A 15,248-nucleotide genomic window follows, 5' to 3' on the forward strand; every position below is an offset into this window, starting at 1 on the left:
ATGTTCGAGCCGGTCCTGCTCAGGAATGTCGATGTGCCGGACGGTCATCTGCTGTCGACCTATGAGGCCGGCGGCGGCTACCGGGCGCTCCGGAAGGCGCTCGGCGAATATACGCCCGAGGAGATCGTCGACCTCGTCAAGGAATCCAACCTGCGCGGCCGCGGGGGTGCCGGGTTCCCGACGGGCATGAAGTGGAGCTTCGTGCCGAAAGCGGCCGGCAAGCCGAAATATCTCTGCTGTAACGCAGATGAAGGGGAACCCGGCACCTTCAAGGACCGCATCATCATGGAGCGCGACCCGCATCAGCTCATTGAGGGGCTGGCGGTCAGCGCCTATGCAATCGGGGCCGAGACGGCTTACGTCTACATTCGTGGAGAATATGTGACGGCTATTCGCCGTATGGAACAGGCGATCGCCGAGGCACATGAAAACGGCTATCTGGGCACCGGCATTCTCGGCTCGAACTTCAATTTCATGGTCTACATCCATCGCGGTGCCGGCGCCTATATCTGCGGCGAGGAGACCGCAATGCTCGAGTCACTTGAGGGCAAGCGGGCGCAGCCGCGACTGAAGCCGCCGTTTCCTGCCGTGGCCGGGCTCTACGCCAGCCCCACCGTCATCAACAATGTCGAGACGCTTGCCTGCGTGCCGCATATCGTGATGCGCGGACCGGCGTGGTTTCGCGGCATAGGGCCGGACAGGAGCCCCGGCCCGAAGCTCTACTGCCTCAGCGGTCAGGTTCGCAAACCCGGCCTCTACGAGCTGCCGATGGGCATATCGCTGCAGGAACTCGTCGAGGAGCACGCCGGCGGACCCCTGCCGGGGCGAAAGGTCAAGGCGGTGATTCCCGGTGGGGTATCGGCACCGGTTATCCCGGCGAGCGAGCTCGAGGTGGACATGGATTTCGACTCGCTTGCTGCCGCCGGCTCGATGCTCGGCTCGGCAGGCGTGGTCGTGATCGACGACTCCACCTGCATGGTCAAGCTCGCCGCGCGGATCATCGAGTTCTTCCACCATGAGTCCTGCGGCAAGTGCACGCCATGCCGGGAAGGTTTGGACTGGGCCGTGAAAGTTCTGCGCCGCATCGAGGCAGGCGAGGGTGAAACCGGCGACCTGGAGCAGTTGGAGATGCTCTGCAAGGGTATTTTCGGCAACACGTTTTGTGCCCTGGGCGACGGTGCGGCCATGGGCTTGCGGGCCGCGCTCAAGCATTTCCGCGAGGAATTCGTCGTCCATATCGAAGAGCGGAGGTGCCCTTTCCACTGAAACGGGCACCCGACCGGTCCGGGAGGAAGTATGGTCAAGGTCACGATCGACGAACAAATGCTGGAGGTCGAGGCTGGCTCCACGGTGCTCGCCGCCGCCGAACGCCTGGGCATCGACATTCCCACCTTCTGCTATTGGAAGCGCCTGCCGCCACTCGCCTCGTGCCGCATGTGTCTGGTGGAGATCGAGGGACTGCGGCGGCTGCAGCCGGCCTGCGCGACCGTGGCATCGGACGGCATGGTGGTTCGGACCAATACGCCGCTGATCGAGGAAACGCGCTCGTCGATGCTCGACATGCTGCTCGCCAATCACCCGCTCGATTGCCCGATCTGCGACAAGGGAGGCGAGTGCGAACTTCAGGACATGGTCATGGCGTATGGGCCCGGCGAAAGCCGGTTTCGCGACCCAAAACGCGTGTTCCATTCGAAGGACATCCGTCTGAGCCCGGTCATCATCATGAATGTCAATCGGTGCATCCAATGCCAGCGCTGCGTGCGCATGTGCGAGGAGGTCGTGGGCGCGGTGGCGCTAGGCACGGTGGAAAAGGGCATGGACACCGCCGTCACCGGCTTCGAGGGGAGTCTTGCGAGCTGCGACCAGTGCGGCAATTGCGTCGAGGTCTGCCCGGTCGGCGCGCTGATGAGTTTCCCCTATCGCTACCGGGCACGGCCCTGGGATCTCGCCGAGACCGACACGATCTGCCCGCATTGCGGCACCGGATGCCAGCTCACCGTCGGAGCGCGCAAAGGCGAGTTCATGCGGGTCCGCTCTGACTGGGAACATGGCGTCAATCGCGAAACGCTCTGCGTGCGCGGCCGCTTCGGCCTCGACTTCATCGAAAGCCGGGATCGCATCAAGCGGCCGATGATCCGCCGCGACGGCGCGCTGACGGCGGTGTCATGGGAGGAGGCGGGCGATTTTGTCCGCCAGCGCATCGGTGTAATGGAGGGCAAGGCCGCCGGCGGGCTCATCTCGCCGCGTCTGCCGAACGAGGTGCTCTACCAGTTCCAGAAACTGATGCGGACAGTGTTCCGCACCAATAACGTCGACTGCTCGTCGCGTTGGTCCACACCCCTCGACATCCTGGCGCCGCTGGTGGCAAGCTTTTACAGCCGCGGCCCTCTCGAACAGGTGATCGGCAAGGACTGCGTGCTCATCATCGGCGGCAACGTGACCGAGGAGAACCCGGTCACCGAATACCTCCTGCGCGATGCCGCGCGCCGGCAGCATACCCGCTTGCTCATGCTTTCGGCGCGGCCATCGCGGCTCGATGCCGATGCGGCGGCGGTCCTTCGCGCCCATCCCGGCGGCGAGGCTCGGAGCCTTGCCGCGGTCGTGGCTGCTCTCGTGGCCGTGACCGATCAGGGCTTGCCGGGCGATATCCTTGCGATGACCAGCGGGACGATCACCGGGTCCGACGCCAATGACGCGTTGGACCGTCTGGTTTCAACGCTCAAGGAAGGTCGGAGCGTCACCCTCCTGGTAAGCGTCGATCTGCTGAGATCACCGCTGGCACGGGAGACGCTGCAGCAGCTGGGCAATCTTCTCCAACTCCTGCGCCTGCTCGGCAAGGAACCCTCTCTGCAGTTTCTCTTCGATCGTGCCAATCAGATGGGCGCCTGGGACATGGGTGTTCTGCCCGGAGTTTTGCCGGGCCTTGGCCCTGTCGCCGATGAGGCGACGCGCACGGAGTTCGCACGGAGCTGGGGCGCGGAGATCCCCCGCGAACCGGGCGCCGGTTTCGATGCGATGCTGGAACTCTGCGTAAACGGGCGGATGGGCGTCCTCTATGTGGTCGGAAGCGACCCGCTGATGTCCTATCCCGACCGGGAGTTCGTCGAGCGCGCACTCGGTACCGCCAATCTTCTGATCGTGCAGGACGCGTTTCTGACCGATACGGCGGGACTGGCCGACGTCGTGCTGCCCGCAGCCGGTTACGGCGAAGAATCCGGGACCTTCACCAACAATGAAGGCCGGACCCAGGCGCTTCGAAAATTCCGCGAACCGGCTTTTGACGCCAGCAGCAATCTGGCGATCTTCGACTTTATCGCGGCGCTTCGGGAGCAGCCGCTGCAGCCATCGACCGAGACCGCCATCTTCGACGAGATGACCCGGTTGGTTCCCGCCTATGAAGGCTTGACGCGGGAAGGGCTTGGTGCCGACGGTGCCTTCACCACGTCAGCCCCGCAGCCATGGGCAAGCGGGTTCTTCGCTCCTCCGTCTGCTCCTGGGGTGACGGACGTGCTCCAGCTGATCACCGGCAACTGCCTGTTCCACAATGGCTATGTTTCCGAGCGCTCGGAAACCCTGAATTCGGTTGCAGACGACCCGTTTATCGAAATGAGCGCTCAGGATGCCGCGCGACTCGGCCTTTCGGACGGGGATCAGATGCTCGTGCGGTCCGCCCGGGGCGAGCTGACGGCGAAGCTCAAGGTCAACAGGCGCTTTCCGGACGGGCTCGCGTTCGTTCCCGAAAACTACCGCGCCCTGCGGCTCAACAGTCTGATGCGGCGGGGAGAGTATCCATGTCCGGTGGAGATCCGCGCCTGCGCGAGGCGCGCAGAATCCGCTCTGGAGGAAGACCGGGTCTGATTGCATCCGGATCTGCGGGGCAGAGGGGGTATTTGCTGCAGCCTTGCTGTTGATCGGGTCAACTCTAAGGCAATCTGCGGCAGGCGTTTTCGTCAGCGATAGTTGGCTCCGCAAATGTAGTCGTGCATGTCCCGCTCCGCTTGCAATGCCTCTTCGAGCCGGTGTTTGACCACGTCGCCGATGCTGACCACGCCGACGGCATCGTTGCCGTCCATGACCAGCACATGGCGCGTGCGCCGCTCGGTCATGATCGACATCACGAAGGGCAGGAAATCCTCCGTCGAGCAGGTCGCGACAGTGCGGTTCATGATTTCTCCCACCCGCATCAGCGGTGCTTCGGTGCCGTACTCGGCCACGGCATGGCAGCAGTCCCGCTCCGAGAGCGTGCCCAGGCATTCTCCTGGCGAACGGCCGACGACGACGAAGCCGATATTCCTGTCGCGAAACAGCCGCAATACTTCGACCATCGTGTGGTCCGGCGTGACCGAGACGATTTCGGGAGACTTGCTTCCCAGGATTTGGCAGATGTGCATCTGAGCCTCCAGTCCCTGCTTCGGCGCGACCCCGGCGCGCCTTCACTTTCGTCGAATATTCCGCCACCAATTGTACCCGCGCCGCTCGCTGGCTTGGACCAGAACATCCCGTTCGGTGTTCAGGCGCGCAGCGACGACACCGCCGCCGGTCATCGCCTTGCCCGGCTTGGCGAGCAGATCGTCACGGCCGATCACCAAGTCGCGCGAGGAGAAACTCGAAAATTCATATTGTTGGCCAAGAGCGATCGCGTCCGCCGGGCAGGCGTCCTCGCAGAGCCCACAGAAGAGACAGCGGGCCGTGTCGATCTCGAATTTGGCCGGGCGCCGGTTGCCCTTTTCATCCTCGTAGGGGACCACTTCGATGCAGTCGCAGGGACAGATTCGCGCGCAGAGCTCGCAGGCGACGCATTTGATCTCTCCCTCGGCGTCACGTTTGAGGAAATGGTGCCCGCGATAACGCGAATAGGGCAGCCACTTCTCCTTGTCCGGATATTGCATGGTGACGGGTCTGGAGAACATGTAGCCGAAGGTCAAAGCCAAACCATTCGCCAGATCGGCGAAGAAGGCCCAGCCGATCCATCTTCCAGCTTTGTCCAGTGCGTGCGACATGGCCGCCTCGCTGCGGCTCCTGAGAGTCGTCTGCATGTCCGCGCCCGGAGTTTCCGGGCGGCATGCATCAAGAAAAAACAACACCGCTGATGATTATGTTCGCCAAAGACAGTGGAAGCAAGACCTTCCAGCCGATCGCCATCAGTTGGTCATAACGGTAGCGGGGGAAGGTAAAGCGGAACCACATGAACAGATAGACGAAGAAGGCAACCTTCAGCAAAAACCAGAGGAGCGGCGGCAGCGGGATGAGCACGCCGTTCCACCCGCCGAAGAACAGGATCACGGTAAGGACCGACACCAGCACCATCACGACATATTCGCTGACCATGAACAAGGCGAAGCGGATGCCGCTATATTCGGTGTGGAAGCCGGCTCCCAGATCGCCTTCGGCTTCCGCCAGGTCGAAAGGAATTCGCTGCGCTTCTGCAAGTCCTGCGACGAAGAACACGAAAAACCCGATCGGCTGATAAACGATATTCCAGACGTCGGTTTGCGCCCGCACGATGTCGAGCAGGCTCATGGATTGCGCCAGCATGACGACGCCGATCACCGCGAAACCCATCGGAATTTCGTAGCTGATCATTTGCGCGCAGGTCCGCAGAGAACCAAGCACGGCATATTTGCTGTTGGCCGCCCAGCCGCCGAAGATGACGCCATAGACCTCCAGCCCGATCACCGCGAAGACGAAAAGCAGCGCTACGTTCAGGTTGGAAATGTAGAGCGTGATCTCGTTGCCGAGGACCGAAACGGTTTCGCCGAAGGGGATCGCGGCAAACACCACGAAGGGCGGGGCAAGCGCCAGGATCGGAGCCAGTTTGAACAGGAAGCGGTCGGCTTCGGCCGGGATGTGATCCTCCTTGGTCAGGAGCTTGATCCCGTCCGCGACCGGCTGCAGCAATCCGTGCCAGCCCACGCGCATCGGTCCCATCCTCTGCTGCATGTGCCCGGCGATCTTGCGTTCCAACCAAGTCAGCGGCAGGGGCAGCAACAGCAGGATCGCGATCAGCAAGGCGACCTTGAAGACTATCACGCCGAGGGCGACGATAAGTTCCATGACTTTGCGTCCGTTGCCCAGCCCCGCGCGTGCTGTCGGACGCGCAAAGCACGTGGCACCTTGGATCGCTGCATGACATCATCCTTGGCGGTTAGGTCCCTAAGGCAGCATGCAGCAGCGCGCTTTGCGCACCTGTCAGCCTCACGGTACAGCCGTCACGCTCTACTTGCAATGAGGCGGCAGAAACCGGCGCCGACAGCATCCGCGCGGTCGCTTGCTTCCTTGTTCACTCCCATTCTCCTACAACCACTTCCACACACAGAGGAGTCCTGCCATGAGCGAAGATGCCTTCAATATGTCGATCCGCAAGTTCCTGAAGGAAGTCGGAGTCACCTCGCAGCGAGAGATCGAGGAGACGGTGCGCAAGCGGCAGATCGCAGGCAAGACGTTGAACGTCCGCATGACGCTAACGGCGGAAGGCACCGGCCTCAATCATGTGGTGGCGGGTGAAATCGAGCTGCCATAACTCGAAAACGGGAAGCCCGGTGTCCCCGCCACTTTGCCTTGAACGCTAGCTCGCCGCCCGGAATGGCTTTGCCAGCGACGCCGGGAAATGCAGCGTCAGCAATTGGCGATTTTGCGAGATGATCACGAGAACTATGATAGTCGCGAGATAGGGAAGCGCCGAGAGCAGCTCCGAAGGGACTGCGATGCCGAGGGCCTGGCCCTGCAGCTGCAGGATCGTCATGCCGCCGAACAGCCAGGCGCCGATCAGGACGCGCAGCGGCCGCCATGTCGCAAAGACGACCAGTGCCAGCGAGATCCAGCCCTTGCCGGCCGTCATGTTTTCCACCCAGAGCGGCGTGTAGGCGACCGAGAGATATGCCCCGGCAAGGCCAGCCATCAGACCACCGAACAGCACCGCCAGATATCTGATCCTGATGACGGGATAGCCGATCGCGTGCGACGTTTCGGGCGACTCTCCGATGGTGCGCAAGATGAGGCCGCCCTTGGTGCGGTAAAGGAACCAGGTGATGAGGCCGAACATCGCGATTGCCAGATAGACCATCGGATCGAAGCGGAAGAACATCGGCCCGATCACCGGGATATCGGAGAGAAAGGGGACATGGACGCGCTTCAGCGCATCGATCGGCGCACTGCCGAAACCGCGCCCGAGAAAGGCCGAAACCCCCGACCCGAATATTGCGAGCGCCAGGCCGGCAGCATATTGGTTGGTCAGAAACGTCAGCGCCAGCACCCCGAAGAGAAGCGAGGTGGCGGCACCGGCGAGTGCCCCGGCTGCGATGGCTACGGGCATCGGCAGGCCGGCGATCACCGCCCAGAAGGCGAAGGCCGCCCCCATCAGCATCATGCCCTCGAGGCCCAGGTTGAGCACGCCGGACTTCTCGACGACGAGCTCGCCAAGGGCTGCGAATATCAGTGGCGTCGCCGCGATAATGGTCCCGGTGAAAATGGCAATGAAAAGATCCATCAGGCGTGCTCCGGAAGGCGAAGTCGGTAGTAGATGAAGAAATCGGCGGCCAGCAGGAAGAACAGGAGGATGCCCTGGAAGATGCGGGTGAGCGCCGCCGGCAGGCCGAGGGTCATCTGGACGGTCTCGCCGCCGAGGAAGAGGAGCGACATCAGCAGTCCCCCGAGCACGATGCCGAAGGCGTTCAGCCGTCCGATGAAGGCGACGATGATGGCGGCAAAGCCGTAACCGGGCGAGATCTGGGGCGACAATTGTCCGAGCGGACCGGCCACTTCCGCCATACCGGCGATGCCTGCCGTCGCGCCGCCCGCAAGCAGCCCTGTCCAGACTGCGGAGGATTCGCGAAAGCCCGCATAGCGCGCCGCAAGGGGGGCGGCGCCGCTCACCGACATCTTGTAGCCGAGGAAGCTGCGATCGGTGAAGAGCCACATCATGACGACTGCCACGACCGTGATGAAGATCGACGGATTGAGCCGGTAGGCATAATCGAAAGGTTCGAACATCGCCGCCGCCGGCAGGAGCGCCGTTTGCGGATAGTTGAACCCGGCCGGATCGCGCCACGGGCCGTGGACCAGAAAGGACAGCAACAGCGTCGCGATATAGGTCAGCATGAGCGTGACGAGGATCTCGTTGGTGTTCATGCGGGCTCTGAGAAATGCCGGGATCGCTGCCCATGCCATGCCGGCGCCTGCGCCTGTGAGAAACATGAGGGGAATGAGGAGCGGGCTCTCGGGATCGGGATAGAAGAGGCCGACGCCACAGGCTGCGACAGCGCCGATAATGAGTTGCCCCTCGGCGCCGATGTTCCAGATGTTGGCACGGAATCCGACGGCCAGTCCGCAGGCGATCAGGATCAGAGGCGAGGCCTTGAGCAGCCACTCGGAAAGGCCGTTGATGGAATTGATGGGCGCCACGAAGAAGGCGTGCAGCGTCGCCAGCGGATCATAGCCGAGCGCGGCAAACAGTACGGACCCCGCAAGGAAGGTCAGCACCGTGGCGATCACCGGAGCGGCGATCCGCATCTGCGCGGATGGTTCCTGCCTTTGTTCAATCCTCAAGGGCAACTTCGGTTCTCCTCGTTTCGCCATTGCCGACCCGGGTCATCAAGAGGCCGATCTCTTCGCGATTGGTTTGCTTTCTGATCAATGGCGGCGAAACGCGGCCGTTGGAAATGACCAGCAACCGGTCGCAGATCTCGAACAACTCATCGAGCTCTTCCGATACGACCAGCACCGCTGCGCCGGCGCGGCTGAGATCGACGAGCGTCTGGCGGATGAAGGCGGCTGCACCGACATCCACGCCCCAGGTCGGCTGGGACACGAGAAGAACCTTCGGCTCCAGGGTGAGCTCGCGTCCGACGATGAATTTCTGCAGGTTGCCGCCGGAGAGGCTTTGCGCGCTCGCTTGCGGTCCATTCGCCTTTACCTTGAAGCGCTCGATAACGCGCCTGGCAAAATCGCCGGCCCTCCTGCGGTCGACGAGGGCGTTGCGTACGAGGCCAGCCCGGTGGGCCGTCAGCACGGCGTTCTCCCACAGGGCATGGGGCGGCACCGCGCCGCGGCCGAGGCGTTCCTCCGGGACGAAGGCCATGCCGAGCTTGCGTCGTTCGCCGGCGCTGAGATGGCCGGACGGTCTGCCGCCGATGAGGATCGTCTCCGCACGCGGATGGGTCCGCTCGCCGCTCAACAGCGCGATCAACTCTGCCTGGCCATTGCCCGACACACCGGCCAGTCCGACGACCTCGCCGCCATGCACTCCGAGGGATACATCCGTCAGCTCGGTGCCGTACTTGTCCCGGGCGGGAGCGGACAGCCCGCGGACTTCCAGCAGCGGCTTGGCGCTGGGGGCCGAAGGGCTCACATGCATTTGCGGAAGCTGCGAGCCGACCATCATCCGGGCGAGCTCCAGCGATGTCGATTCCTTGGGTTTTGCCGTGCCGGTCACCTTGCCGTTGCGCAGCACCGTGGCGGTGTCGCAAAGTTCCTGCACTTCATCGAGCTTGTGGCTGATATAGACGATGCTGCAGCCTTCGCTTGCCAGTTGGCGAAGCGTTTCGAAGAGCTTCACCACGGCTTGCGGCGTAAGCACCGAGGTCGGCTCGTCCAGGATCAAAAGCTTGGGTGACTGCAGGAGGCAACGTACGATCTCCACGCGTTGCCGCTCGCCGACGGAGAGATCGTGCACCCTGCGGTGCGGATCGATGGGCATGCCGTAGCGCGCCGACAAGACCTTGATCTCAGCCGCGAGCCGGTCGAGATCGAAAGTGCCTTTGACCGCCAGGGCGATATTCTCGACCACCGAGACGGATTCGAATAGCGCGAAATGCTGGTAGACCATTTCGATCCCGAGCGAGCGCGAGATTGCGGGATTGTGCGCCTCGATCCGTCTGCCGTCGCAATAGATCTCGCCCGAGTCGGCTTGAGCTGCGCCATAGATGATCTTCATCAGCGTCGATTTGCCGGCGCCGTTCTCTCCGAGGACGGCGTGTATCTCTCCCGGCAGGATCGACAGCGAGACGGCGTCGTTCGCGACGGTACCGGGATAGCACTTGGTAATGCTGCGCAGTTCGAGGCGGGGGATCATGGCCGCTCCTGCCGTGGTTGTGCGTTGGCGACGACGTGGCCGCGACGCGGATTCCGCCGGTCACGCCGATTTCAGGACGCGGCTCAGCTGAGTTTGCCGATCATCCCCCTGACGAACCAGTTCATCCCGCGGATGTCGCTGTCCGAAAGAACCGACCCGGCAGCGACCTTGACGTTGCCGTCCTGGTCCTTGAGCTCGCCGGCATAGGGATGAATCTTGCCCGCTGCGATATCGGCTTCGAGCTGCTTCAATTTGGCCTGGATGTCGGCAGGGATCGCCTCGTTATAGGGGGCCATCTTGACGACGCCGGCGGCAAGCCCGTCCCAACGCGCCTCAGCCTTCCAGTTGCCTTCCGCTACGCCCCTTGCGGCGCGCAGATACTCACTTGACCAGTCGAGGGTAAAGGCCGTGAGTTGCTTGCCCGAGCCGAACTTGGCCATGTCGCTGGCGTAGCCGATCGACCAGGCGCCGCCTTCACCGGCCACCTGTACGCCGGTTGCCGTATCGGTCATCGAACAGATGACGTCACAGCCTTGCGACAGGAGCGTGTTGGCCGCTTCCTTCTCCTTGCCCGGATCGAACCAGGAGTTGAGGAAGATGGCGTTGCAGGTGACCTCCGGATTGACGCTCTGCGCGCCGAGAAGAAGCGCGTTCGCCGGCCCGACAATGTCGGGGATCGGGAACCCGCCGATGAAGCCGATCTTGCCGGACTTGCTCATATGCCCGCCGGCCGCGCCGGCGACGAAGGTGCCCTCGTAATATTTGGCCTCGAAGGTGCCGAGGTTCGCGCGGTGCACGATGCCCGAACAGTGCTCGAACGCCGTCTTGGGGAAGCGCGGCGCCACCTTCTGCATCGGCGTGCCGTGCGAGAAGCTGGTCCCGAAAATCAGCTGATCTCCGGAGGCGGCGAGCTCGCGGAACACGCGTTCGGCATCCTGGGGCATGAAGATGTTGTCAATGACCGTTATGGCGACCTTGTCGCCGAATTCCTTCTTGATCGCGTCGACGCCCAGGCTGTGCTGTTTGGTCCAGCCGATCTCGGCGATCGGCGAGACGTAGACGACGCCGATCTTTAACGGCTCCGCTGCGCTCGCGAAGCTGGCAAGGCTTCCGGTTCCGAGTGCCACACCGGTCGCGCCGGAATATCGAAGGAATTGTCGTCTGGTCAGGTTGAACATGGCAGTAACCCCTTTGTCGGTTCGTGTCGTTTCTCCGGCTTGTGGCCGCCGGATCTATTTCGTGGCGTGGACGTGGCGGCTCGCGCCGGCCCCGCCGCTTTCTCCCGTTTTCTTGCGTGGCGCCGGCTTGGACGCCTCATCGGCTTTGCCGTCGAGATAGGGCTGAAGCGCCTCCCGCGGCGTCAGCTCCGGAAAGACCTGCCGATCCATGATATAGCCGCGCACGACGCTGCGGTGATGGGTGTCGATCAACTCCATGACAGGCTTCAGCCGGCCCTTTTCGAGCAGGTCGATCACCCGCTGGTGGTCGTCCAGCAGATTGCAATAGTCGAAATCGGCGGAGATCAACGAGCGCAGGAGCGTGGTGCGCCGCACGAGCTGCGCGTGAATTTCCTGCATGACCTTGTTACGGCTGAGGCGGACGAAGAGAGTATGAAATTCCTGGCCGAGAACGTCGGCAAGCGCGTCGTTGCCGGATGCGACGGCCTGGCGCTGCCGCTCGACGTGCTGGCGCAACTCGGCGAAGCCGGCCGGCCCCAGCCGGTCGCAGAGCTGGGCGGCGACGCCCTGTTCCACGAGCGTCAGCGCGTCGTAGATCTCCATCGCTTGTTGCATGCTCGGGCGTGCGACGAAGGCGCCGCGATTGCGCTCGATCTGCGCCAGCCCATCGTCGGCAAGCCTGATCAGCGCCTGGCGGATGACGATGCGGCTGACCTCGAAGATTTCGGCCAGTTCGCGCTCACCGAGCTTGCATCCGGGTACGAGCCGGTGATCGATGATCGCCCGGGTCAGGATGTCGGCAATCGCCTGCGAACGGCTGCTCATGACAAGGTCTCTCCATCTCCCGCAGAAAAATCTGCGGGACGGTCGCACCGGAGCATTGCACGGCCGCATATCCGGCGTTACGAATTCCATATCGGTATTCAATCAAATCAAGCTGTCAATCAAAAAACGCATTTTGCCATACAATTTTTTGTTGATTGGTATCCAATCTTGTGGTTCCAATGAGTCCATCACGGAGCTAGGTTCATGGGGAAGTGCTAGCCAGGGAGGATGCGATGAGCAGAACTGCCCTTTGTAGCGATCGAGTTCTTCTTAATGATTGCCATGTCCACGCGGACCTGACGTCGTCGGCCGCGCCCCTTTACCCGCGCCTGATCGCTGCTGACTTCGCCGCCCAGTGTCGTGGGTGGCTATCGCCATCAGGTGGTTCGCGGCAGTAGCGGCGAGCCGGTGAATTCCGACAGCCGTTACGGTTTCCAACCACTTGATGACCAGACGCCATTCACGGAGATGAACGACATGAGCCCGACCAAATGCCAGGACCAGGTGGTTCTCGATCTGTGGCACCCGCTGGCGGCGGTGGACGAGGTGCCGGCGGGGACGGTTCAGGAAACCGTGCTGCTCGAAGAGCGCATCAGCTATATTTCGGATGGCGAGGGCAAGGCGGCCGTCTGGCGTTCGCGCCCGGAGCTCCCTGCCGGCAGTCCGGTCGATATCGGTACGCTCGGCGGCTGTCTACCGATCAAGCTTGCCTATGGCTATATCTGGACCTCGCTGGGGACGCCGCCCGCCGAGCTGTTTCCCATTCCCGAATATGCGGAGGCCGATCGGCGCAGGCTCAATGCCGCCACCATCGGAGTCAATGTTTCGGCACCCCGCGCTATCGAGAATTTCCTCGACATGGGCCACTTTCCTTATGTCCATACCGATATTCTGGGAGCCGAACCCCATACGGAGGTCAAGGAATACGACGTCGAGCTTTCGGTCGAGCGGGACGAGATCGTCGCCACGCGCTGTCGCTTCTTCCAACCGATGGCCTCGACCGCATCCACCGGCGGAGCCGATGTGGAATATATCTATCGGGTGCCGCATCCCTTTTGTTCGGTGCTGTACAAATCCAGTCCCATCGACGAGAGCCGCCTCGACGTCATTGCCGTTTTCCTTCAACCGGTCGATCAGGAGCATGTCCGCGCGCACATGATGCTCTGTGTCCTCGACGAAGAGAACGAAGACAAGGTGATCAAGCGCTTCCAGCAAACCATTTTCGGCCAGGACAAGCCGATCCTGGAGAACCAGTTTCCGAAGCGTTTGCCGCTCGACCCGCGGGCCGAGACGCCGATCCGCGCCGACAAGTCGGCGATCGCCTACCGCCGTTGGCTCAGCCAGAAGGGCGTGACCTACGGGGTCATCCCGGCCGCCACCTGACGTTTCAGAATTCTGGAGAGAACGATGCTCGATACCGCCAAGACCAGATGGCATCCCGTTGCCGCGTCCTATGATCTGCCGTTCCGCCACGTCTTCCACGCCCAGTTGCTCGGCCGCGAGTTCGCCGTCTGGCGTGCCGACGACGGCTACGTCAATATCTGGGAGAACCGATGCCTGCACCGCGGCGTCCGCCTCTCTATCGGCATCAACGATGGCCGCGAGTTGAAGTGTCAGTATCACGGCTGGCGCTATTCCAACCGCACCGCCGGCTGTACCTATATTCCGGCGCACCCGGCCGACGCTCCGGCCCGCACCATTACCAACCGTACCTTTGCGGGCGTCGAGCGCTATGGCCTCGTCTGGTCGGCGGAGGAGCCTCAAGGGGACGTGCCGGACGTTGCGGGCCTCGCCGAAGGCGATCTTCTCACCCTTCGCGGCATTCCGGTCAATGCGCCGGCCGATGTCGTGGTAGCGGCGCTGACGGGTTATCGCTTTCAGCCGAACGGCTACCTCGAAGGCACAGCGGCAGATATGTCGCTTAAGGCGAGCGACGGCTTCTCGGTAGCGCTCACGGCCCGCGAAGACGGCGCCGAGACGCTTGCCGTCTTCTTCGTCCAGCCGGTCGACTCCAACCGTTCGGTCATCCGCGGCGTACTCGGCGGCTCGCCGCGCGGCGCCGAGCGGATCGCCGTTCTGCGCCATCACAACGAGCGGCTTTCGAAGCTTCGTGAGATCGTCGAGCGCGAGGCGGCCGCCGCACCGCAGCCGACGCCGCTCGAGCCGGTGATCGAGCGCGTCTCGCCGGAACTTGCGGAGATGCCGGAACTGACCGTTCACGGCCGCAAGGCGACGGTCCGTGTAACGGTCGCGCGGAAGTGGATGACTGCCGAGGGCATCGCGGCGTTCGAGCTTCGCCCGGTTAAGGGCCTGCTGCCGACTTTCCAGCCCGGCGCCCATATCGACGTTCACTTGCCGAATGGCCTCATCCGGCAATATTCGATCACCAATGGCCCGGGCGAAAGCGACAGCTACGTCATCGGCGTCAAGCTGGAGCGGGATTCGAAGGGCGGCTCGCTCTGCATGCACGAGACGCTTCGCGAGGGCGACGTCCTGGCGACTTCGGAGCCGCGCAACAATTTCCCGCTGCGCCGCGATGCCGAGAAGACGATTTTCGTCGCCGGCGGCATCGGCGTCACGCCGCTGATTGCCATGGCGCAGGCCCTTAAGAACCAGAACCTGGACTTCGCCTTCCACTACTTCGCCCAGAACCAGGAACAGCTCGCCTTTCCGGAAAAGACCGCTCTCCTCGGCGAGGCGCTGAAGCCTCACCTCGGACTCCGCCCGGACGCGACTGCCGCCGAGCTCGAGGGCATTCTTTCCGGGTACCGGCCCGGCATGCACCTCTATTTCTGCGGTCCGGGGCCAATGCTCGAGGCGGCGCGCCGGATCGCGGCGGATCGCGGCTGGCCGGAAACGGCGGTGCATTTCGAATATTTCAAGAATACCAACACGATCGACGACAGTTCGAGCTTCGAGGTGGCGCTTGCGCGCTCCTGCGTGACGTTGAAGGTCCCCGCCGGCAGGACGATCCTCGACGTGATGCGCGAAGCCGGCATCGACATGCCGTCATCCTGCGAGCAGGGCGCCTGCGGCACCTGTCTTGCGACCGTGATCGAGGGTGAGCCCGATCACCAGGACGTCTACCTCAACGATGCCGAGCGCAGGTCCGGCACCAAGATCATGACCTGCGTGTCGCGCGCCAAATCCGCGCGCCTCGTCCTCGATCTCTAGGA

At 62.9% G+C, this 15,248-nt stretch carries 13 protein-coding genes; 5 read left to right on the forward strand and 8 right to left on the reverse strand.

Annotation, left to right across the window (positions count from 1 at the left end):
* Together nuoF and nuoG are read left to right on the forward strand one after the other, a co-directional pair.
* The gene (nuoF, locus tag AC6CIG_RS23655; RefSeq protein WP_498323928.1) at positions 1-1,266 is read left to right on the forward strand and encodes an NADH-quinone oxidoreductase subunit NuoF; all 1,266 of its coding nucleotides are present in this window, start codon (positions 1-3) and stop codon (positions 1,264-1,266) included.
* 30 nt (positions 1,267-1,296) lie between these two features.
* Positions 1,297-3,858 carry an NADH-quinone oxidoreductase subunit NuoG gene (nuoG, locus tag AC6CIG_RS23660; protein WP_498323929.1) on the forward strand — a complete coding sequence of 854 codons (2,562 nt, stop codon included), beginning with the start codon at positions 1,297-1,299 and terminating at the stop codon, positions 3,856-3,858.
* A 92-nt stretch (positions 3,859-3,950) separates the two neighbouring features.
* Here nuoG and AC6CIG_RS23665 read toward each other — a convergent pair whose 3' ends face one another.
* The 3 genes from AC6CIG_RS23665 to nuoH form a co-directional block, all read right to left on the reverse strand.
* A complete protein-coding gene (locus AC6CIG_RS23665; protein WP_018096349.1) occupies positions 3,951-4,391 on the reverse strand; it encodes a CBS domain-containing protein in 441 nt (146 codons plus the stop codon).
* A 42-nt stretch (positions 4,392-4,433) separates the two neighbouring features.
* Entirely contained in the window at positions 4,434-5,000 is a 567-nt protein-coding gene (locus AC6CIG_RS23670; RefSeq protein ID WP_102763229.1) for an NADH-quinone oxidoreductase subunit I, read from the reverse strand.
* 67 nt (positions 5,001-5,067) lie between these two features.
* Positions 5,068-6,054: an NADH-quinone oxidoreductase subunit NuoH gene (gene nuoH, locus AC6CIG_RS23675; protein WP_018096347.1), complete on the reverse strand. Its 987-nt coding sequence runs from the start codon at positions 6,052-6,054 to the stop codon at positions 5,068-5,070.
* 274 nt (positions 6,055-6,328) lie between these two features.
* On the opposite strand from nuoH, the gene AC6CIG_RS23680 reads away from it, so the two are divergent.
* Entirely contained in the window at positions 6,329-6,520 is a 192-nt protein-coding gene (locus AC6CIG_RS23680; protein WP_498323930.1) for a DUF6494 family protein, read from the forward strand.
* A 45-nt stretch (positions 6,521-6,565) separates the two neighbouring features.
* Here the strand turns inward: AC6CIG_RS23680 and AC6CIG_RS23685 are convergent, their stop codons facing one another.
* From AC6CIG_RS23685 to AC6CIG_RS23705, 5 genes are all read right to left on the reverse strand, one after another.
* Entirely contained in the window at positions 6,566-7,486 is a 921-nt protein-coding gene (locus AC6CIG_RS23685; RefSeq protein WP_498323931.1) for an ABC transporter permease, read from the reverse strand.
* Positions 7,486-8,550, reverse strand: a complete 1,065-nt coding sequence (locus AC6CIG_RS23690) for an ABC transporter permease (protein WP_498323932.1) — start codon at positions 8,548-8,550, stop codon at positions 7,486-7,488. The genes AC6CIG_RS23685 and AC6CIG_RS23690 overlap by 1 nt, the downstream gene beginning before the upstream one ends.
* Positions 8,534-10,069 (reverse strand): ABC transporter ATP-binding protein, encoded by a 1,536-nt coding sequence (locus AC6CIG_RS23695; RefSeq protein ID WP_498323933.1) that lies wholly within the window; start codon positions 10,067-10,069, stop codon positions 8,534-8,536. The genes AC6CIG_RS23690 and AC6CIG_RS23695 overlap by 17 nt, the downstream gene beginning before the upstream one ends.
* 83 nt (positions 10,070-10,152) lie before the next feature.
* Complete coding sequence (locus AC6CIG_RS23700; RefSeq protein ID WP_498323934.1) at positions 10,153-11,247, reverse strand: BMP family ABC transporter substrate-binding protein; 1,095 nt, start codon at positions 11,245-11,247, stop codon at positions 10,153-10,155.
* Positions 11,248-11,301: 54 nt separating this feature from the next.
* On the reverse strand, positions 11,302-12,072 hold the full coding sequence (locus AC6CIG_RS23705) for a GntR family transcriptional regulator (RefSeq protein ID WP_498323935.1): 771 nt from the start codon (positions 12,070-12,072) through the stop codon (positions 11,302-11,304).
* A 477-nt stretch (positions 12,073-12,549) separates the two neighbouring features.
* Between AC6CIG_RS23705 and AC6CIG_RS23710 the strand changes: the two genes are divergently transcribed.
* Both AC6CIG_RS23710 and AC6CIG_RS23715 read left to right on the forward strand, forming a co-directional pair.
* Positions 12,550-13,455, forward strand: coding sequence for an aromatic ring-hydroxylating dioxygenase subunit alpha (locus AC6CIG_RS23710; protein ID WP_498323936.1), 906 nt, complete (start codon positions 12,550-12,552; stop codon positions 13,453-13,455).
* A gap of 24 nt (positions 13,456-13,479) precedes the next feature.
* Positions 13,480-15,246 (forward strand): PDR/VanB family oxidoreductase, encoded by a 1,767-nt coding sequence (locus AC6CIG_RS23715; protein ID WP_498323937.1) that lies wholly within the window; start codon positions 13,480-13,482, stop codon positions 15,244-15,246.
* Positions 15,247-15,248: the final 2 nt, after the last annotated feature.

The sequence above is a fragment of the Sinorhizobium sp. GQ132 genome (assembly GCF_059758575.1).